Origin of the sequence: Saccharothrix longispora (assembly GCF_030852425.1) — a bacterium.
GTDB lineage: Bacteria > Actinomycetota > Actinomycetes > Mycobacteriales > Pseudonocardiaceae > Actinosynnema > Actinosynnema longispora.
This window is the reverse complement of the sequence record NZ_NSDM01000005.1, coordinates 389,877-409,978: the sequence shown is the minus strand read 5'-3', so window position 1 is coordinate 409,978 and position 20,102 is coordinate 389,877. Positions and strand designations below refer to the sequence as shown.

Sequence of the window (20,102 nt, the reverse complement as noted above, 5' to 3'; positions counted from 1 at the left end):
CTGGTGGGGCCGCGGCCGTTCAGAGGCTGCGGGCGGTGATGTCGCCGTGGGCGGTGGTCGCGTGGAACTCCAGGTCGGGGGCGCCGCGGCCGGTGTTCCGGAGCGCGTTGTCGATGCGACCGCGGGAGGTGCCCGCGTCCAACGAGGCGGAGGCGCCGGCCGCCGCGCCGACCGACACGTCGCCGGCCTGCGTGCGCAGCACGACCGCGCCGCGCACGGCCTCGGCGATCCGGATGTCGCCCTTGCCGGTGCTGATCTCCGCCGGGCCGGTGAGGCGGCCGACCGAGACGTCACCGGCGTGCGTGGTGAGGCGGACGCCCGCGGCCTCGTCGAGCTCGACCGCGCCGTGCGAGCCCGCGAAGGCGACCTCGCCGAGCCGTCCGACGCCCCGGAACCCGAGGTCGGCGGCCTTGGCCTCGACGCGGGAACCGGCGGGCAGGTGGACCGTGACGTCGACGCGGCCGGAAGGGCCGAGGAACTGGTCCTTCGGCGAGGACGGGGCCGAGATCCGCAGGACGCCGTCGCGGTACTCGACCGCGGTCCGCGCCGCGGCCCTCACGTCGCGGCCCTTCGAGGCGTTCGCGGGCCGGACCTCGACCGCGGTGTCGGTCCGGTCGGCGGCGACGAACCGGACGTGCCCGGCGGGGATGTCGAGGACGGCGGAGACGGGGGCGGGGGTGTCGAACCGCATGGTGCTCTCCTGACGGTGCGTCCGGGCGTCCCCGTCGGTGGGGGCGTCCGTGATGGCGGTGGCCGTGATCGGTGACCTGATCACGGGGACCACCATCGCCGGCCGTCCTGACACCGGGCCGCCACCGTGCTGACACGGCCCCTGACGCGGTCAGGGCAGGAGCATGTCCGGCGGGATCTGGAGCGCCACGGTGATCAGCGAGTGCACGCGGGTGGCGATGGCGGCCAGCAGGCCGTGCGCTTCGGGGGAGGCGCTGTCCACGGCGGCCTGGAGGGTCCGGAGGTCTTCGTTGATGCGGTCGAGGATGACGCTCACGTCGACCTGTCTCGTGGCGAGCGCGGTGGCTATCTCCTCCAGGGGAACTCCCTGGACCTCCAGGCGTTGTACGAGGTGGATGCGGTCCACGTCGGAGGGTTGGTAGAGGCGGTAGCCGCCCGCCGTGCGCTGGGCGGGGTCGATGAGGCCGAGGGTGGTGTAGTAGTCGACCGTGCGGATGCTGACGCCCGCGCGGGCGGCCAGCTCGCCGATCCTGAGCAGCGCCTCGGTCACGTCGACTCCCCTCTGACGTCCTGATCCCAACCCTACAGTGCCGCGTGCTACTGTGAGGTGTATGCCAAGCGCTTCAGACGACGACACATGCAGTAGGAGGCCGGGACTTCCCCGGCCTGATCTCCTCCGCGGCGCGGGTGCGCCGTGTTGATATCCCTCGGACTGCTGGTCATCGTGGCCCTCACCGCGGCCACCGGGTACTTCGTGGCCCAGGAGTTCGCCTACATGGCGGTCGACCGGGGCAGGCTCCAGCAGATGGCCGAAGGCGGCGACAAGAACGCCGAGCGCGCCTACCGGGTCACCCGGAAGCTGTCGTTCATGCTCTCCGGCGCCCAGTTCGGCATCACGGTGACGGCCCTGCTCGTCGGCTACGTGGCCGAACCGCTGCTCGGCGAGGGGCTGACCGGGGTGGTCGGCCTCACCGGTCTGCCCGAGGCGGCCTCGGTGTCGATCTCCATGGCGATCGCGCTCGTGTTCGCGACGGTCGTGCAGATGGTGCTGGGGGAGCTGTTCCCCAAGAACCTCGCCATCGCCAAGCCCGAGGTGCTGGCCAAGGCGCTCGCGCCCTCCACCCTGGTGTACCTGAAGATCGCCGGCCCCATGATCCGGCTGTTCGACGCGACGGCGAACCGGCTGCTGCGCGCGGTCGGGATCGAGCCGGTGGAGGAACTGCCGCAGGGCGCCACGCCCGAGGACCTCAAGCAGATCATCGACGACGCCGGAGCCGAGGGGCACCTCGACCCCGAGCTGTCCCGGCTGCTCGACCGCGGCCTCGGGTTCCGGGAGCTGGTGGCCGAGCAGGCGATGACCCCGCGGGTGCTGGTCAGGACCATCGGCGCCGACGAACCCGTCTCGCGCGTGGTCGAGCTGCTCGACACCGGGCACTCGCGGTTCCCGGTCACCGGCGACGGCCTGGACGACGTGCGGGGCGTCGTGGGGCTGGCCGAGGTGCTGACCGTGGAACCGGGGGAGCGGACGACCACACCGGTCGGGAAGATCGCCTCGCCCGCCCTGGTCGTGCCCGCCACGCTTCCGCTGCCCGCCGTGCTGGAGCGGCTGCGCGCCGAGCACCGGCAGCTGGCGTGCGTGGTGGACGAGTTCGGCGGCTTCGCGGGCGTCGTCTCGCTGGAGGACCTGGCCGAGGAACTGGTCGGCGAGATCCACGACGAGGACGACGTGGTCCGCCTCGCCATCGAACCGCTCGGCGACGGGGTCTGGCGGGTGCCCGGTCGGATGCGCCTCGACGAGATCGCCGACTCCACCGGCGTCGAGCTGCCCGAGCACGAGACCTACGACACGATCTCCGGCCTGCTGCTGCACCGGCTGGGGCGCACCGCGCAGGTGGACGACCGGATCGAGTTCGACGGCGTGTCGCTGCGCGTCGTCGAGGTCGTCCGCAACGTGCCCGGCACGGTCGTGCTCAGCACCACCAGCAAGGCGCGGGAGGAGGCCCGATGAGCATCACCTGGGCGTTGATCGTCTCGCTGCTGCTGCTGGTGGCCAACGCGTTCTTCGTGGCGGCCGAGTTCGCCCTGATCGCGGCCAAGCGGCACCGGTTGGAGCAGGACGCGGAGACCAGCCGCGCGGCCCGGGCCGCCGTGGCCGGGGTGCGCGAGCTGTCGGTGATGCTGGCCGGCGCGCAGCTGGGCATCACGCTGTGCACGCTGGGGCTCGGCGCGCTCGCCAAGCCCGCCGTGGCGGACCTGCTGGAGCCGCTGTTCGGCGCCGTCGGCCTGCCGGACGCCGCCGCCTACGCCATCGCGTTCACGATCTCGCTGGTCGTCGTGGTGTTCCTGCACATGGTGGTCGGCGAGATGGCGCCGAAGTCGTGGGCGATCTCGCACCCCGAGCGCTCGGCGCTGCTGCTGGCCATCCCGTTCCGCGCGTTCGCGCGCAGCGTCCGGTGGCTGCTGACCGGGCTGAACAACCTCACCAACGCCCTGCTGCGGGCGTTGAAGGTGGAACCGCAGGACGAGCTGGCGCAGGCGCACCGGCCCGACGACCTGCGCCTGCTGGTGCGCCAGTCCGGTGAGCACGGGCTGATCCCCGAGGGGCAGCAGCGCCTGCTGACCCGGATGCTCCAGCTCCAGAAGACGACCGTCGCGCAGATCATGATCCCGATCGACGACGCGGTCAGCGTCACCGAGCACACCCGAGCCTCCGCCGTCGAGCGCCGCAGCAGGGAGTCGGGCCGGTCCCGCTTCCCCGTCATGGACATGCACGGCGAGTACGTCGGCCTGGTGCACATCCGCGAGGCCGTCCGGGCCACCGCGGTGGGCGAGGAGAAGAGCGCGCGCGAACTGATGACCGCGCCGCTGGTGCTGGCGTCGAGCCTGCCGGTGGCCGCTGCGGTGACCGAGATGCGCGCCCGGCGCGCGCAACTGGCGCTGGTGGCCGGCGCGGACGACCGCGTGGTCGGCATCGCCGCCCTGGAAGACCTCCTCGAAGAGCTGATCGGCGACTTCGAGGACGAGACCGACACCCTGCTCGACGCGAACTGAACCCCACCCGTCCCACTCCTGAAAGAGGAACCGCATGTTCAAGCGGATGCTCAGCGCCTTCGGCGTCGGCGCCCCGTCCGTCGACACCGTCCTGGACACCCCGCACGTCGTGCCCGGCCAGGTCGTCACCGGTCAGGTGCGCATCCAGGGCGGCAGCAACGAGGCCCGCATCGACCAGGTCGTGCTGTCGCTGGTCACGCGCGTCGAGGTCGAGCACGGCGACCAGGAGTTCGGCGGCACGGCCGAGTTCCTGCGCGTGCAGGTCGCCCAGGGCGTGCACGTGGCGGCGAACCAACCGGTGTCGGTGCCGTTCCAGGTGCCGGTGCCGTGGGAGGCCCCGATCACCGCCGTGGGCGGTCAGCCGCTGCCCGGCATGACCGTCGGCGTGCGCACCGAGCTGGTGATCTCCGGCGCGCCCGACAAGGGCGACCTCGACCCGCTGTTCATCGGCCCGCTGCCGTCGCAGGACCGCGTGCTGGAGGCGTTCGGGCAGCTGGGCTTCCAGTTCCGGTCGGCCGACGTGGAGGCCGGGCGCATCCACGGCGTGCAGCAGGAGCTCGGGTTCTACCAGGAGATCGAGTTCTTCCCGCCCGCCCGGTACGCGGGTGCGCTCAGCCAGGTCGAGCTGACCTTCGTGACGAACCCGCACGAGCTGGTCGTGGTGCTGGAGGCCGACAAGCGCGGCGGGATGTTCTCGTCCGGCGGCGACTCGTTCGGGCGGTTCCACGTGTCCCACCAGGACGCGATGCAGACCGACTGGGCGGGCGCGATCGACCAGTGGCTGGCCCAGGTCTCCCAGCGCGGCGGCCACGCGGCCTTCGGCGGCGGTCACCAGGCGTACGGCCAGCCCGGGTACGGCCAGCCGGGCTACGGCCACGGCTACGACCAGCACGGGCACCACGGCCACCGCCGGGGGCCGGGCATGGGCGGCGTGGTCGCGGGCGCGGCGGCGGGCGTGGTCGGCGGCATGATCATCGGCGAGGCCCTCGACGACGCGTTCGAGGACGACGGCGGCGAGGCCTTCGGCGGCGACGAGGAGTAGTCCGACCGGTGCCCGGTGTGGCCTCCTGGACCACACCGGGCACCGCCGACCACGAGCGGTCAGGGCGTGGTCAGGTCGAACTTGCGCACCGTCACCGCGCCGCCCAGGGACTGCGTGGCGAAGTTGAAGATCCCGAAGCGGTAGCCCATGAAGAACTGCCAGGCGTTGTTCAGCGTGAACGCGGGCCCGAGCGGGGTGAAGTTCACGCCGTCGGTGCTGTAGGAGAACCGGGCGACCCGGTTGGACCCGGGTTGGATGTCGGCGTTGACCCGCAGCCAGGTCCGGCTGCCGCCGACCGCGGCGCTCGCGGCCTCGGTGCCGGTGCCGGTGGTGCGCCAACTGCTGTCCATGGTCAGGCCGTTGGTCATCACGACGCGGGTCTGGCCGTCGTCGCGCTTGACGCCGATCCACGCCGAGGACTGGCGCAGCATCGCCAGGCCGGAGCGGTCGCCGTCGCGCATCGCGCTGTGGTCGAGTTCGATCGTGGCGGTGGAGGTCGGTCCCTGGATGCGGTGGGTCAGGGTGTTGCGTGCGGCGTACAGGTCGTTGGTGACCGTGGCCGTCTGGAGCCTCAGCCCGTTGGCCACCGAGTAGCGGGACGTGTCCGGGTCGTGGTTCCACTCCCACTGCGGACCGAGCGCCGTGCCCGCGAAGGTGTCCGACCCGGTGAGGGGTTTGACCGGCCGGGGCGGCAGCGGCGACGGGTAGTTCACGCCCCACCTGCCGTTGACCGTCTGGAGGGTCGGCCACCCGTCCGCCGTCCAGGTGATCGGGGCGAGCGCCGGGACGCGGCCGCCGGGGTAGGCGTCCACGAACGACATGTAGTACCAGGAGCCGTTCTGGGTCTGGACCAGGCCGCCCTGGTGGGGCACGCCGCCACCGGGGATCGGGCCCGGCAGGTCGAGCAGCACCTGCCGCACGGTGTACGGGCCGAAGGGGCCGTTGTCCGACTTGAGCACGTACTGGCCGTTGGCGGGTCGGGTCAGCCAGATGTAGTAGCTGCCGTTGCGCTTGTAGAACCGCGCGCCCTCCAGCGTCCCGATGTTCGAGGGGGTCTGGAAGACCTGCTGCGCGCGGACCTGGCTGCGCCCGTCGGCGGACAGCTGGGCGACGCTGATGGCGCCGTTGCCGTACGCGACGTACATCGTGTCGTTGTCGTCGATGAGCATGCCCGCGTCGTAGTAGCAGTTGTCGATCTGGGCGTGCCGGTTCCACGGACCCTCGACGCTGCTCGCGGTGTAGATGTAGGTGTCGTTGAAGTCGATGCAGCCGGCCCAGTAGTAGGTCCGGTTGCTCTGCCGGTACTGGAGCGTCGAGGCCCAGATGCCGTTGACGTAGGCCCGCTGCCCGTTGGTCAGGTCGTACTTGGCGCCGAAGTCCAGGGAGGGCACCGAATGGCCGGCGAACTCCCAGTTGACGAGGTCGTAGGAGCGCAGGATCGGCGCGCCGGGGGAGTAGTGCATGGTCGACGCGGTCATGTAGTACGCGTCACCGACCCGGATGACCTCGACGTCGGCGAAGTCCTGCCACACGACCGGGTTGGTGTACTGGCCGCCCGGCTGGGTGGTCGTGGTGGTCGTCGGACCGCCGCCGCCGACCCGGACGAGCTGCCACTGCTGGTTGGCGCCGCCCCAGTCGCTGTACTGCACGACGTTCGCGCCGTCGGCCGTGGAGGCGCCCTGCACCTCGACGGCCTTGTTGCTGTTGCGGTTGATCAGCCGCACGTGGCCGCCGTCGGAGTCGGCGAGGCGGAACTGCTGGTTGGTGCCGTTGCCGTCGGCCCACTGCACGATGCCGCCACCGTCCGCGGTGGAGAAGTTGTAGACGTCGAGCACCTTGCCGGAGTGGCGCGACTTGAGCCGGTAGTAGCCGCCGCCGGAGTCGACGAACTGCCACTGCTGCTGGTTGCCGTCGTTGCGGGCCCACTGGGTGATGCGCGCGCCGTCGCTCGTGGCGAGGTTGTAGACGTCGAGCGCCTTGCCGCTGTTCCGGTTCACCAGCACGTACCAGGCCGTCGTGTCCACGGTGGCGGCCGATGCCGTCGTGGAGCCGAGCACCACCGTGATGCCGCCCAGCAGGACGGCCACGAGCGCGACGGCTGCTCCGCCCCACCGGCGGCGGCGTCCCGACGGGGAACCGGGCACGGCTGACCGGCGCGTCGGTGACGGGGGTTGGTTTGTCCCGTACATGGTTCGCACCCTTTCGTCGGTGATGGGGAGGGCGGCACCCCGCTCTGTCAGGGGAACGGGGTGCCGCGGGGAGAAGGGTGGACGTGCGTCAGCCGACGCGGAGGAGCTGCCACTGCTGGTTGGCGCCGCCCCAGTCGCTGTACTGCACGACGTTCGCGCCGTCGGCGGTGGCCGCGCCCTGGACTTCGAGCACCTTGCCGCTGTTGCGGTTGACCAGGCGGAGGTAGCCGCCGGCGTCGATCGCGCGGAACTGCTGGTTGGTGCCGTTGCCGTCGGCCCACTGGACGATCGACGCGCCGTCGGCGGTGGAGAAGTTGTAGACGTCGAGCACCTTGCCGGAGTGGCGCGACTTGAGCCGGTAGTAGCCGCCGCCGGAGTCGACGAACTGCCACTGCTGCTGGTTCCCGTTGTTGCGGGTCCACTGGGTGATGCGCGCGCCGTCGTTCGTGGCGAGGTTGTAGACGTCGAGCGCCTTGCCGCTGTTCCGGTTCACCAGCACGTACCAGGCGGTCGTGTCGATGACCCCCGGCTGGGGCGAACCCCCGTTGAGGGCGTCGAGGACTGCGGTGTAGGCGGCCTTCTTGTTGCCGGAGTTGTCGAACAGCAGGGGGTTCTGGCCGGTGCGCCAGGAGTCGCTGTCGCGGATGCCCCAGACGGTGATGCCGGTGCAGCGGGCGACGGCGAGGCAGGCGCGGGTGACGGTGCCGAACGCGTTGGCCTGGTTGGCGCCGGAGATGTCCAGCTCCGTGATCTGCACGTCCACGCCGAGGTCGGCGAAGCGTTGCAGGTTGGCCTGGTAGTCGGACGGCGCCGAGTTGGTCAGGTGCGACTGGAAGCCCACGCAGTCGATCGGCACGCCCCGGGCCTTGAAGTCGCGCACCATGTTGTAGATGCCGGTGGACTTCGCGTTGACGCCGTCGGTGTTGTAGTCGTTGTAGCAGAGCTTGGCGCCGGGATCGGCCGCCCGCGCGGTGCGGAACGCGACCTCGATCCAGTCGTTGCCGGTGCGCTGGAGGTTGGAGTCGCGCCGCCCGCCGGAACCGCCGTCGGCGAACGCCTCGTTCACCACGTCCCAGGAGTGGATCTTCCCGCGGTAGTACGACGCGACCCGGGTGATGTGGTTGACCAGCGCGGAGCGCAGGGCCGAGCCCTCCATGCGCTGCATCCAGCCGGGCTGCTGCGCGTGCCAGGCCAGGGTGTGGCCGCGCACCTTCATGCCGCGGCTGATGGCGTGGTTGACGATCCGGTCGCCGTTGGTGAACGTGAACTGGCCCTGGTTCGGCTCCGTCGCGTCCATCTTCATCTCGTTCTCGGCGGTGACGCTGTTGAACTCGCGGTTCAGGATGGTCGTGTACGTGCCGTCGCCGAGCCTCCCCGCCGCGACGGCGGCGCCGAAGTACCGGCCTTTCTCCGCCGCCGCCGCGCCCAGCGTCGTGCCCGCGTGGGCGACTCCGCCGAACGCCACCGTCATCGTGGTGGCGACGAGTCCTGCGACGAGCAGCAACGCCGTTGTTCTCGGCCGACGCGGGGGCGTCGGCCGAATGACCGCTCGTGTCGAATGGTTCATCACGTGTCCTCACGGATCAGAACACCGCGTGTCGTGGTGCCGCGGTGACAGGGGCACTGGCCGGCACCCGCTCGGCTGGTCGCGACAGGAGGTCCAACAGACTTGTTAGCGTTAACAATTTCGCCGTTGGTCTCCTCGGTGGAAATGGGGGTGTTGTCGAGTTGACGCGGTTGTCGCTACCGGCGGGCGTCGTGCCTCTCCGACTGTGGACGACGAGAGACAGCCGGTCAAGATGTTACGAAACTGTTTCGCACAGGCAAGTGGCGCTGTCTCGTCGAATGTCATTCGACAGTGGATTCGATTGGTCGCGCTAAAGTTAGCGCAAACATTTTAGCATCGGCATCCGATGTCGACCCATCGCCGGGACGGTGTGTCGGGGTGGTCGCGTCGAAGGCCGCGCGGGCCGCGGCCTCTCCGGGGCGTCGCGCCGCGGCACCTCGGCTTCACGGACCGGTCGCCCGGTGTTCCGGTCCCGGACCCTTGCGTGCCCACGGGGTCGGACGTACATTTCCGACCGATCGATCTTGGAGCAAGGGGGCTCTCGGAAAGCGCACGACCCGGTCGTAATCGCCGGAAGGGCACGACTGGTTCGTGACTCCCTCGTGGAAGGAAAAGCACATGGTCCCCACCGGGTCGATGGCGTCCGGATTGCGCGCCCGCCTTGCGGCGAGAGCCGTGGAACTGCCCTCGTTGACCGGTTTGCGGTTCATCGCGGCGATGCTGGTGTTCCTCTTCCACATCACGGTGATGATGCCCTCGCCGATCCCGCCGCACGCGATGATGTCCCCGTTCGGCGATCCCGGCACCGCGCAGGACCTCTTCTGGTTGTTCGGCAAAGCCGGGTACGTCGGCGTCTCGTTCTTCTTCATCCTCAGCGGGTTCGTGCTGACCTGGTCGGCCCGCGACGGCGAGGCGGCCCGGCCGTTCTGGCGCCGCCGGGTGCTCAAGATCTTCCCCAACCACGTGGTCACGTGGGCCGTCACGCTGCTGGTGTTCGCCTCGGCGATCACGCCGTGGGTCGCCTACCTGCCCAACCTGCTGCTGGTGCACGCGTTCTTCCCGCAGACCGAGATCCACCGCAGCATCAACGTGCCGGCCTGGACGCTGTGCTGCGAACTGCTGTTCTACCTGCTGTTCCCGGTGCTGCTGCGCGGCGTCAAGCGCATCGCGGACAGTCGCCTGTGGACCTGGGCCGGCCTGATGGTCGCCGGGATGGTCGTCCACCAGCTCGTGACCCAGTACCTCGTCCCGGGTGGCCGGACCGCCGACGCGCCGCTGTCGGACCTGCAGTTCTGGTTCGGCTACGTCTTCCCGCCGATGCGGCTGTTCGAGTTCGTGCTGGGCATGGTCCTGGCCCGCGTCGTGATGGCCGGCCGGTGGCCCTCGATCGGCATCCTGCCCGCCGCGCTGCTGACCGCCGTCGGGTACGCCGCCGCGCTGTACGCGCCGATGGTGTGGGGCTTCACCGTGGCGACCGCCGTCCCGTTGGGCGTGCTCATCTGCGCCGCCGCGGCGGCGGACGTCGACGGTCGCCGCAGTGCCCTGCGCGGCCGCACGATGCGGTGGCTCGGCGACGTCTCCTTCGGCTTCTACCTGTGCCAGGGCGTCGTGGTCATCTACGGCGGCTGGCTGCTGCGCGGCACGCACGACACCCCCACCGCCATCCTGGTCGCGCTCGTGCTGTTCGTCGCGACGCTGGCCGCGGGCGCGCTGCTGTTCCACCTCGTGGAGCGGCCGATCATGCGGAAGTTCAGCTACGCCAAGCGGGACCGGCAGCCCGTCGGCTGACGCGGGCGGGCGGCGGCCCACCGAGCCGCCGGCCGCTCACTTGTCGCGCGGGTAGGTCTTCTGCACCTCGCCCTTCAGGTCCGCCTGGAGGTACGCGGCGCCGTAGTCGTCGATCAGGTACACCTTCACCGACGCGATCTTGTCGATGAGGCCGGTGTCCACGATCACGTAGCGCATGGTCGGCGCCGGGACGCCCAGCTCCAGGTCCGCCCGCTCGAACAGGGCGGGCAGGGCGTCCCAGTCCACCTCGTTCAGGTCGAGCACCGCCTCGTCGGCGTCCACCCCGTCCGGGCCCTTCCTGGTGGCCTTGCCGCCCCTGTACTCGAAGTTGTCGAAGCCGTGCGCGACAGCCGCGGTCGGGGCGACGGCCGTGGCGCGGTCCGGCCACAGCGTCAGCTCGGACACCGCGGTGCCGCCCATCGCCTCGCCGAGCGCACCGACCGCTTTGCGCGCGCCGGCGGGCGTGAGCAGGTCGTCCTCCACCACGTCGGCCGGCGCGGTGGTCGGGACGGCGGGCGGGCCGGTGCCCGGCCCGGTGGCCGTCGGCGTGGTCGACGTGCTCCCGCCGGCGTTCGCCGAGCCGTCCGAGACCCACGTGCGGACGACGAGCGTGGTCGCGACGATCAGCGCCACCCCGACCAGCGAGAGGACCACGGCGACCGTCCGCTTGCGCGCCCCCGTGACCGGGAGCGGGATCGGCGTCGGGTGGGGCTGCGGGTAGCCGTGGGGGTGCGGCCCGCCGACCGGGATCGGCGTCGGTCCGGACGGCCGGTGGGGGTACTGCGGCCGAGGACCGCCCGGCGGCCCCGGGACGGCGAACCCGCCCGGGGTGGGAGGTCCCGGGAACGGGGCCGGGTCGCGCTCGGCGGCGGCGAACATCCGGTCCAGCACCTCGCCGGTCGGCCGGTCGGCGGGGTCGTTGCGCAGGGCCGCGTCGAGGGCGGGCGCCAGGGCGCCCGCGCGTCTCGGCGGCGGCACCGGCTCGGTCATGACCGCGGCGAGGGTCGCCATCGTGGACGCGCGGCGCATCGGGTGGTGACCCTCGACGGCCACGTACAGCAGCATGGCGAGCGACCAGAAGTCCGACGCGGCGTGCGTCTCGTCGCCGCGCAGCCGCTCCGGGGCGATGTACTCCGGGGAACCGATGACGTCGCCGGTCGCGGTGAGCTGGGTCGAGCCCTGCAGGGCGGCGATGCCGAAGTCGGTGAGCACGGCGCTGCCGTCCGTCCGCAGCAACACGTTGCCGGGCTTGACGTCGCGGTGCAGCACGCCCGCGGAGTGGGCCGAGCGCAGCGCCGCGAGCACGTCCCGCCCGACCCGCGCCGCCTCGGCCGGGGTGAGCACGCCGCCGTCCAGCCGCGCGTCCAGCGACGTGCCGCGGACCAGCTCCATGACGATCCACGGGTACGGCGAGTCGGGCGACTCGACGATCTGGTAGATCGACACGACGTTCGGGTGCTGCAACCGGGCCAGGGCGCGGGACTCGCGCAGCACGCGCTCCCGCAGCTGAGCGGCCATCGCGGGGTTGCTCTCGACCTGGTCGGTGTCGGCCGGGCGGACCTCCTTGATGGCGACCTCGCGGTGCAGCCCCAGGTCGAGGGCGCGCCAGACCGTGCCCATCCCGCCGCTGCCCAACCTGGCCAGCAGTTCGAAGCGGCCGTCGATGATCCGCCCGGTGTGCTCTCGCTCAGACACCGCGTCACGCTAGCAACCGACCACCGGGGGACCGGGCACCGGTGGGGACGACCTCCGGTCGGGAGGTGTGCGGAGCGGCCGGACGACTGGCGTGGAGCGACTGTCTCATTACTGTGGCTCCATGGGGAACTCCGGGACGGGACGGCGGGCGCGCGGCGAGGTCGAGAGGCTGCCGAGCGGGTCGTTGCGGGTGCGGGTGTACGCCGGTGTCGAGCCCGACTCCCGGAAGCGGCGCTACCTCACGGAGACGGTCCCGGCCGGTCCGGAGGCCGACCGCCGGGCGGAGGCGGTCCGTGCCCGGCTGCTCGACGAGGCCCGCGGGTTGCGCGAGGCGCGGGCCCGCCCGGCGGACGCCCCGGAGCAGCGGCCGGTCGCCGGTGACGCGCGCCCGGCGCCCGCCACCGGCCTCGCGGGCCTGCGCCGGCGGGGTCCCCGGCGGGGCGAGCCGACGGTCGCGGCGGTCGCGCGGCTGGCCGGGGTGTCGGCGCCCACCGTGTCGAAGGTGCTCAACGGGCGTGCGGGTGTGGCGTCGGAGACCCGGCGCCGGGTGGAGGACGCGTTGCGCGAGCACGGTTACCGCCGACCGGAGGCGGCGGTGCGGGCGCCGAACGTGGAGGTCGTCTTCTACGGGATGCAGAGCTTCCTCGCGGTCGAGATCATGCGCGGGGTCGGGCGGGTGATCGGCGGGCACGAGCTGGCGGTCGGGTTCACCGACGCGGTGCAGCAGACGTCGAGCGGCCGGTCCTGGGCGCACGACCTGCTGGCGCGACGGCCGTTCGGCGTCATCGCCGTGCACCTGGGCTTCACCTCCGAGCAGCACGCCCTGCTCACGGCCAGCGGCATCCCGATGGTCGTCCTGGACCCCACGGGCGAGCCCGAGCACCCGGTGCCCTCGGTCGGGGCGACCAACTGGAGCGGCGGGATCGCCGCCACCCGGCACCTGCTCGACCTCGGGCACCGGCGCATCGCCGTCATCACCGGCCCGGTCGAACGGCTCTGCGCGCGGGCCCGGTTGGAGGGCGCCCGGGCGGCGATGGACGCGCACGGGGCCGGGGTGGACGAGCGGCTGGTGCGCGTCGGGCGGTTCGCCTTCGAGGACGGCCTCGACCACGCCCGGGAGCTGCTGCGGCTCCCCGACCGGCCCACCGCCGTGGTGTGCGGCAACGACCTCCAGGCGCTGGGCGTCTACGAGGCGGCCCGGCAGGCGGGCCTGCGCGTCCCGCAGGACCTCAGCGTGGTCGGCTTCGACGACATCCCCGCCGGCCGCTGGTGCGGGCCGCCGCTGACCACCGTGCGGCAGCCCGCGGCCGAGATGGGGGCCACCGCCGCCGAACTGCTCCTGTCGCTCGTCGCCGGGCGGCCGACCTCCCGGGAGCGCGTCGAACTGGCGACCACGCTCGTCGTCCGCGACAGCACCGCCCCGCCGTGCTGAGACGGGTGTCGCGGTCGGCGCTGCGCTGATCGGGTGGGCGCGGAAGCCGTTTCCACAGCCCCGGGAAGCACCTCGACCCGGTGAACGGCAACGACCGCCGGCCCGACCGGTCCGGCCGCGCGCTCGGCACCGCCTACGACGCCGGGACCACCTGCACCTCAACCCGGCCGGCTACCGCGCGCCGGTGGACGCCGTGCCGACGCACCTGTTCACCACCGGCCGACGACGGCCGACCGCGTCGGTGGGACCGGCCGGTCGGGACGGGTGCGGTGTCGATCGTCGAACCCGTCCACACCCACGACCGCCGGCCCCGGAGCACCCGCGACCACCACGGGGTCGCGGAACGCCGGCGCGTCGATCCGGTCGTGGATCGGTGGTTTCGACGGCGGGGTGGGGGTACTCGACCGGGACGTCGAACAGCCGGCGACACCACCCCGCCCCGGTGACGACGCACTCGCCCGGGCGCACCCGACCCCACTGGACTCCGCCATGGCCGTCATCCCCTGCCCCGACCGCGGTTCGATCGTCACCTACCTCAACCCGGACGTGCTGCACCCGACCGTCTACGTGCGCGGCGTGGTGATCGGTGCGCACGTGGTCGACCCGCAGACCTCCCGCTCCTGGGTGCCCGTGATGCTGCCCGACCGCACCGTGTCGGTGCTGGACACCGCCAAGATCATCCGCACGTGGTCGTTCCGGCGCACCGGCCCGGGGACCGGTTCCGCGACTTGAATCGGGCCACCGGCGGGCCACCGGCACCCCCGCGGCCGGTGACGGTCGTGGTCGAGCCACGCCGTCCTGGTTGCTCCACCCGCATGGATCACAGCAGAGCACCGGTGCCGGAAGCGTCGCATGCGTTCCGCGAGCAGGGGTTCACCCCGTTCACCCCGCCCGGCCACCGCCAGGGGCGCGGGGTGGACCCCGCGTGCTGGACGCCGTGGGCGAGGCGGTACGTCATCCCGGTCAGCGGCCTGGACGACCGCCTCGACAGGCCTGCCGGCCACCACCAGCCCACCTCCCTCGTCTGCGCCACCCTCGACGGGTGGCGGCGGCAGATGGTCCAGCACGGCGAGGAGCTGCTCACCGCGACCCTCGCGCCGGCGCACTCCACCCGCGCGGCGATCGACGACCCGCCCGGCCTGCGCGTCGTGGGCGAGGCCGAGTTCACCGGACCCGGCCGCACGCACACCCTCGACCCCCTCAAGATGGTCGTCGACGTGGCCGAGCTGGGCATCAGCGGCTACCAGGCCGCCGACTGGCTGCGCGAGCACCAGCGCGTCACCGTCGGGCTGTCCGACCACCGGCGCGTCGTCGCCCAGTTCACCCACGCCGACGACCACCGCACCGCCGGCGTGCTGCCCGACGCCCCGGGCGCCCTGACCAAGGCCGCCCAGGACATGTCCGCGCCCCCGCCGGTCGACCTGCCCACGCCGGACGAACTCCAGCCGGAGACGGCGATACCGCCCCGCGACGCGTTCTTCGCCGAGGTCGAGCAGGTGCCCGCGGACCAGGCCGTCGGCCGGATCTGCGCCGGGATGGTCACGCCGTACCCGCCCGGCGCGCCCGCCGTGCTCCCCGGCGAGGTGATCACCGAGGCGGTCGTGGACTCCGTGCGCGGCGGTCTCGGCGCCGGCATGGAACTCCCCGACCCGGCCGACCCGGAGCTGAAGAGCTTCCGGGTGGTGGACCGCAGCCGCTGACGGAGCGCGGGCGTGGGGCGCGGTCCTCCGACGTCGACGCGGTTCACGTCTCGTCCGCCTGGCCGAACCTCCCGGTCTTCGCCTCGGCCTGGTGCGGGTCCGCCCCCCGTTCGCGTTCCGCGATGGCGGTGCGCAACTGGTCCGGTGTCATCCGGTCGTGGTGGACGATGGCGAGGAGGTCGGCTCGTCGGTGCAGTCGTTCGAGTTCTTCTTCGTCCACGGTGGCTCCCCGTGCGGTGGTCGGGCACCTGCCCCGGCTCCGCCGGGTACCCCGCAGCGGGTGCCCGACGCCTCACCGGGTCCGGCGGCACGGCGGACCACCCGACCGCGTGAACCGCTGCTGTGCCCCGTGCCGAGGGGATCGGGACACGTCCGGAGGACGTCCCCCCGCCCCGCGCCCACCGGGCGTGCACCGGGGGCGGACGGGGTGGGCCAGGACGAGCAGCGCCTGAGACGCGTGCTGAAGTTCCTCGTCCGCCGCCTTCCTCTCGCGCCGCCGGTCCGCGCAGGCGATCGCCCGACCGCGGGGTCCGGGGCGGGGAAGGCGCTTCCCGTCGACGGCGGGTCACGCGACGGGCGAGTGGGAGTCGACGACCAGGCGCGCGGTGTCGCGGGCGTGCGCCACGGGGTCCGCCGGGACTCCGCGCAGGAGGCTGCCGAGGACCCCGTTGTAGAGCAGGAGCAGCCTCGACGCCACGGTGCCCGGGTCGACGCACCCGGCGTCCTCGGCCAGGCGGGCGAAGCGTTCGGCGACCAGTCGCGTGTCCTGTTCGACCAGGTCGAACACGGGGTCCGCCCGCCCGTCCGACGGCGCGGGGCGTTCGGAGGCGGTGGCGAGGAAGCAGCACCACTGCGTCGGGCCGGTGGCGGCGCGGAAGGTCTCGATCGCCTCGAAGACCGTCAGCAGGCGCTCACGGGGTGAGCCGGCCCGGTCGACGGCCGCGTCCCAGTGCCGGGTCCACGCCTCCAGCCGCCGTGCCAGCACTTCGCGCAGGAGGTTGTCCTTGCCGCCGAAGTGCTTGTAGAGCGTGACGATCGCGACGCCCGCGGAGGCCGCCACCTGGTCTACGCCGGTGACCGCGATGCCGTTGCGGAAGAAGAGCGCCTCGGCGGCGTCGAGGATGCGCTCCCTGGTGTGCGGGCGACCGGACATGCCCCTAGCATAACGACCGTTGCGCTATAACGAGCGTTATACCGAATGGGGAGCCGGGATGTCGACGACCACCGCGGACCGCCGTGCCGGGTCCGGCCTGGGCACGGCGGTGGCGGGGATGGCCCTGATCGCCGCCACCTACGGGATGGCCAGGTTCGGGGTCGGCCTGTTCGCCCCGGAGCTGGGCGTGCGGCGCCCGGAGCTGGCCGGCGTCCTCGGCTGGGCCGCGGCGGCGCAGTTCACCTCGTACGCCCTGGCCGCCGCGGTGGCCGCGCGGTCGGCCGACCGCCACCCCCGCGCCGGGGTGCTCCTCGCCGGCGTCACGGCGACGGCGGGCTGCCTGGGCGTGGCGGTGGCCGCGGACCCGGTGGTGTTCGTGATCGCGGTCTTCGTCGGCGGGATGGGGGGCGGGTTCGCGTCGCCCGCGCTGGTCCCGGTTGTCGACGCGGTCGTCTCCCGCCGCGCCGCCGCCACGGGGCAGTCCCTGGTGAACTCGGGAACGGCCGTGGGCGTCATCGGCGCCGGCGTGCTGGCCCCGCTCGTCCCCTCGGTCGGCCCTGCCTGGGTGGTGATGGCGCTGGTGTGCGCGGTGGCCGCGCTGGCGACCTGGTACCCGGTGCGGGCACGCGCGGACCTGGCCGCTCCCCGGCGGGCGCCGCGGGCGTCCCGGGCGCCGAGGTCGTGGCGGTCCCTGGTCGTGCCGGGCGCGGCGGCGGTGGTCGCCGGCGCGGGGTCGGCGCTGATCTGGACGTTCGGACCGCTGGCGGTCACCGGAGCCGGCGTCGTGGACGCCGGCGGGGTGGGCGGGCTGTGGATCGCCCTGGGCCTGGGAGGCGTGCTCGGCACGCTGACCGGGGTGGTGGTCGAGCGGTGGGGGAGGCGGCGGGCGTGGTGCCTCTGCGCGGGTGCGTCGGCGCTGGCCGGCGGGGGACTGGCGCTGTCGGTGGGCACGGGCGCGGCCTGGGTGGCGTACGCCTGCATGGCGGTCTTCGGCGCGGGCTACCTGGGGCTGTCCGGTGTGCTGGTCCTCTGGAGCCGGCAGGTCTGGCCGGACGCCGCCGGAGCGGGCACCTCGGTGCTGTTCATCGCCCTGGCCGTCGGGCAGGCGGCGGGCTCCGCCGGCTTCGGGGTGCTCGGGGAGTCCCTGGACTTCGTGACCCTGGGGCTCATCGCCGCGGGCCTCTCGGTGCTGGGCGGGCTGATCCCGTCGACCGGTGGGTCCCACGCGGTGGACTCCCCGAAGTCCGCCGCAACCCGTTCGTAACACCCTCCCATCGGTGGTAGATACGAACCCACGGGGATGCCGCGCGGTTCGTCCGCGCGGCGTCGGGTGCTCGGAGCGGCTGGGGGCCGGTGGTGACTGGGGTGGTTGCGCGGCGTGCGCGGGTGACGGTGCCGGTGGTCCTGGACTACCTGCTGTCGCACCTGGGCTTCTTCGCCGTCCTGCCGGTGCTGCCCGTCCTGCTGGAGCGGTTCGAGCCGGCCGGCGGGGCGGTCTTCGTCGGGGTCGCGCTGTTCGCGTTCAACTTCGCCGTCCGGGGCGCCTCGCTGTTCGTCAGCTCGCTGCTGCACCGGGCGGACGTGCGGGTGGCGATGGCGTTCGGGCTGCTGATGGCCGCCGCCGGGTTCGCCGTGCTGCCGGTGGCACCCGGTGCGGCGGGGATCGTCGCCGCGCTGCTGCTGGCGGGCACGGGGATCAGCACCAACGGGCTGATGGCGCGCGTCTACGTCGCCCTGTCGTTGGAGACCGTCGCCCGCAACACCGTCTTCTCCACCGTGCAGATCGCGGTCAACGTGTCCGCCGCGCTGGGGCCCGTCGTCGCGAACCTCATGCTGGACAACGCGCTCGACACCCTCCTGCTCCTCGCGGTCGCCGGGATGTACGTGCTGGCCGCCGCGGCCGTGCTCGTCCTGGTGCCGGGGGGCGTGCGGCCCGACGACGGCGACGTGCGGCCCCCGCTGCGGTGGGGGTTGCTGCGGGCCGTGGTGGCGGACCCGCACGTGCGACGGGTCTCCCTGATCACCGCGGCCGGCGGGTTCCTGTACGCCCAGTTCTTCTCCGCCGTGGCGCTCCAGGTCGCCCAGGTCACCGACGACCCGGCCTGGCGGGCGGGGATCTTCACCGCCAACGCCGTGCTGGTGGTGGCGCTCCAGGTCCCGGTCACCGCCTACTGCGCGCGCAGGTTGGGCGCGGGCACCCCGCCGACGGTGTTCCTGCTGGTCGGCGTGGGGATCTTCGCCGCCGCGTTCGCGCTGATGGGCATCACCGGCGCGGTCGTCGCCGGGGTGCTCGGCGCGGTGGCGGTGTTCTCCCTCGCCGAGACGTTCTTCACGCCCATGGTCAACACCGCGTTCAGCGTGATCCCCGGCGACCGGCCGGTGGTCGAGCTGTTCAACCTGCGCCAGGTCGCGGCCACCGCCGGCGAGTCGGTGGGCGCGTTCACCGGCGGCGCCCTGTTCCTGACCGCCGCCGCGCACGGCGCACGGCCCCTGTACTGGGGCGCGCTGGCCGTGTTCGGCGTGCTCGCGGTCCTGTTCCACCTCTTCACCCCGGCCCAGGAGGGTTGACCCGTGCGACTGCTGCTCCTCGGATACAACGACGGTGTCCTCACCGCGCTCGACGGTGGCGACACCGAGGTGGTCGTCCTGGAGGAGCGCGACCTGTGGGAGGCCAAGGGGCTCGCCGCGAAGGCCGGGCGCCACCCCTGCCTCGCCGAGGTCGTGTTCGGCCGCTACCAGCAGGACGACCAGTTCCTGGAGGTCGTCGCGGGCCTCACCGGCGTCGACGCGGTGGCGCCGGGACTGGAGTACGCCGTCGTCGCCGCAGCCCGCGCGGCCGGGTCGCTGGGGCTGCCCGGCGCGGGCGTGCGGGCGGCGTCCGTGCTGCGCGACAAGCTGACCCTGCGCGAGGTGACCACCGCGGCGGGCATGCCGGGACCGCGGTTCGCCGAGGTCCGCTCGGCCGACGACATCGCCGCGTTCGCCGGGGGCGGTCCGTGCGTGGTCAAGCCGTCGGGCCGGCAGGCCAGCCTGGGCGTGCTGCTGCTCGACGCGGGCGCGGACGTCGGGGCGGCGTGGGCGGCCACGACGACCGCCGACGAGGGCAACCAGATCGCCGACCGCCCGATGTCCTGGCGGTACCTGGTGGAGGAGCGCCTGCGTGGCCCGGAGTTCAGCACCGAGTGCCTGGTGGCGGGCGGGCAGGTGGTGTTCCTCAACGTCACGGCCAAGCGCACCTCCGCCGGCCCGGCCCCCGTCGAGCTGGGCCACGTGGTGCCCGCCGAGCCCCCCGCCGAGTGGCGCGGACCGGTGGACGACCTGGTGCGCGCGGTCGGGTTCGACACCGGCATCCTGCACGCCGAGTGGGTGCGCACCGCCGACGGGCCGCGCCTGGTCGAGTGCGCGGGCAGGCCGCCCGGCGACAAGATCGTGGACCTGATCGACCTGGCCTACCGGACGAACCTGACCCGGCACTGGGTGGACGCCCTGGCCGGCCGGCCCGTCGACCCGCCCGCGACGGCCTCGCGCGCCGCCGCCATCGCGTTCGTCACCGCCGACCCGGGCACGGTCCTCGCCGTCGACGGGGTGGAGGACGCCTCCGCACTGCCGGGCGTGGAGCGGGTGGACGTCCTGCGCAAGGCCGGGGACACCCTGGCCGACCTGCGCTCGTCCTGGGACCGGGTGGGCTCGGCGATCGCCGTCGGCGACACCCCGGCCGAGGCGGACGCCAGGGCCCGTGCGGCCGTCGCCGCCGTGCGGGTGGACGTGAAGAGCGAGCGCTGACCACCGAGCGCT

General features: G+C 73.1%; 17 protein-coding genes. 10 read left to right on the top strand and 7 right to left on the bottom strand.

From position 1 onward, the window contains the following. Positions 1–19: 19 nt before the first annotated feature. Both CKY47_RS14975 and CKY47_RS14970 read right to left on the bottom strand, forming a co-directional pair. A complete protein-coding gene (locus tag CKY47_RS14975) occupies positions 20–691 on the bottom strand; it encodes a DUF4097 family beta strand repeat-containing protein (RefSeq protein WP_306746450.1) in 672 nt (223 codons plus the stop codon). 150 nt (positions 692–841) lie between these two features. Next, a complete protein-coding gene (locus tag CKY47_RS14970) occupies positions 842–1,240 on the bottom strand; it encodes a MerR family transcriptional regulator (protein ID WP_306746391.1) in 399 nt (132 codons plus the stop codon). Between the two features lie 144 nt (positions 1,241–1,384). On the opposite strand from CKY47_RS14970, the gene CKY47_RS14965 reads away from it, so the two are divergent. Genes CKY47_RS14965 through CKY47_RS14955 form a run of 3 tightly spaced genes read left to right on the top strand, consistent with a single transcriptional unit; the run spans position 1,385 to position 4,783 of the window. Beyond that, complete coding sequence (locus CKY47_RS14965; protein WP_306746390.1) at positions 1,385–2,698, top strand: hemolysin family protein; 1,314 nt, start codon at positions 1,385–1,387, stop codon at positions 2,696–2,698. Next, complete coding sequence (locus tag CKY47_RS14960) at positions 2,695–3,741, top strand: hemolysin family protein (protein ID WP_306746389.1); 1,047 nt, start codon at positions 2,695–2,697, stop codon at positions 3,739–3,741. Before CKY47_RS14965 ends, CKY47_RS14960 begins: the two co-directional genes overlap by 4 nt. 34 nt (positions 3,742–3,775) lie before the next feature. After that, positions 3,776–4,783, top strand: coding sequence for a sporulation protein (locus CKY47_RS14955; protein WP_306746388.1), 1,008 nt, complete (start codon positions 3,776–3,778; stop codon positions 4,781–4,783). 59 nt (positions 4,784–4,842) lie between these two features. On the opposite strand, the gene CKY47_RS14950 is transcribed toward CKY47_RS14955, so the two are convergent. Continuing rightward, positions 4,843–6,870, bottom strand: a complete 2,028-nt coding sequence (locus tag CKY47_RS14950) for a family 43 glycosylhydrolase (protein ID WP_306746387.1) — start codon at positions 6,868–6,870, stop codon at positions 4,843–4,845. Positions 6,871–7,060: 190 nt separating this feature from the next. After that, complete coding sequence (locus CKY47_RS14945; protein ID WP_306746386.1) at positions 7,061–8,476, bottom strand: endo-1,4-beta-xylanase; 1,416 nt, start codon at positions 8,474–8,476, stop codon at positions 7,061–7,063. Between the two features lie 681 nt (positions 8,477–9,157). On the opposite strand from CKY47_RS14945, the gene CKY47_RS14940 reads away from it, so the two are divergent. Then, positions 9,158–10,327 carry an acyltransferase family protein gene (locus CKY47_RS14940; protein ID WP_306746385.1) on the top strand — a complete coding sequence of 390 codons (1,170 nt, stop codon included), beginning with the start codon at positions 9,158–9,160 and terminating at the stop codon, positions 10,325–10,327. 36 nt (positions 10,328–10,363) lie between these two features. Here CKY47_RS14940 and CKY47_RS14935 read toward each other — a convergent pair whose 3' ends face one another. Further along, on the bottom strand, positions 10,364–12,022 hold the full coding sequence (locus CKY47_RS14935) for a serine/threonine-protein kinase (protein WP_306746384.1): 1,659 nt from the start codon (positions 12,020–12,022) through the stop codon (positions 10,364–10,366). 121 nt (positions 12,023–12,143) lie between these two features. Here CKY47_RS14935 and CKY47_RS14930 point away from each other — a divergent pair, with 121 nt between their 5' ends. From CKY47_RS14930 to CKY47_RS14920, 3 genes are all read left to right on the top strand, one after another. Beyond that, positions 12,144–13,454, top strand: a complete 1,311-nt coding sequence (locus tag CKY47_RS14930) for a LacI family DNA-binding transcriptional regulator (protein ID WP_306746383.1) — start codon at positions 12,144–12,146, stop codon at positions 13,452–13,454. A gap of 489 nt (positions 13,455–13,943) precedes the next feature. Then, positions 13,944–14,186, top strand: a complete 243-nt coding sequence (locus CKY47_RS14925) for a hypothetical protein (RefSeq protein WP_306746382.1) — start codon at positions 13,944–13,946, stop codon at positions 14,184–14,186. 104 nt (positions 14,187–14,290) lie between these two features. Further along, positions 14,291–15,154 (top strand): Orn/Lys/Arg family decarboxylase, encoded by an 864-nt coding sequence (locus CKY47_RS14920; RefSeq protein ID WP_306746381.1) that lies wholly within the window; start codon positions 14,291–14,293, stop codon positions 15,152–15,154. A 43-nt stretch (positions 15,155–15,197) separates the two neighbouring features. Here CKY47_RS14920 and CKY47_RS14915 read toward each other — a convergent pair whose 3' ends face one another. Together CKY47_RS14915 and CKY47_RS14910 are read right to left on the bottom strand one after the other, a co-directional pair. Next, complete coding sequence (locus CKY47_RS14915; RefSeq protein WP_306746380.1) at positions 15,198–15,374, bottom strand: hypothetical protein; 177 nt, start codon at positions 15,372–15,374, stop codon at positions 15,198–15,200. A 345-nt stretch (positions 15,375–15,719) separates the two neighbouring features. Then, positions 15,720–16,307 (bottom strand): TetR/AcrR family transcriptional regulator, encoded by a 588-nt coding sequence (locus tag CKY47_RS14910; RefSeq protein WP_306746379.1) that lies wholly within the window; start codon positions 16,305–16,307, stop codon positions 15,720–15,722. 58 nt (positions 16,308–16,365) lie between these two features. Here CKY47_RS14910 and CKY47_RS14905 point away from each other — a divergent pair, with 58 nt between their 5' ends. The 3 genes from CKY47_RS14905 to CKY47_RS14895 all read left to right on the top strand — a co-directional run bounded on the left by CKY47_RS14905 (position 16,366) and on the right by CKY47_RS14895 (position 20,090). Further along, positions 16,366–17,571 (top strand): MFS transporter, encoded by a 1,206-nt coding sequence (locus CKY47_RS14905; protein WP_306746378.1) that lies wholly within the window; start codon positions 16,366–16,368, stop codon positions 17,569–17,571. Between the two features lie 101 nt (positions 17,572–17,672). Further along, positions 17,673–18,875 carry an MFS transporter gene (locus CKY47_RS14900; protein WP_306746377.1) on the top strand — a complete coding sequence of 401 codons (1,203 nt, stop codon included), beginning with the start codon at positions 17,673–17,675 and terminating at the stop codon, positions 18,873–18,875. A gap of 3 nt (positions 18,876–18,878) precedes the next feature. Further along, entirely contained in the window at positions 18,879–20,090 is a 1,212-nt protein-coding gene (locus CKY47_RS14895) for an ATP-grasp domain-containing protein (protein WP_306746376.1), read from the top strand. Positions 20,091–20,102: the final 12 nt, after the last annotated feature.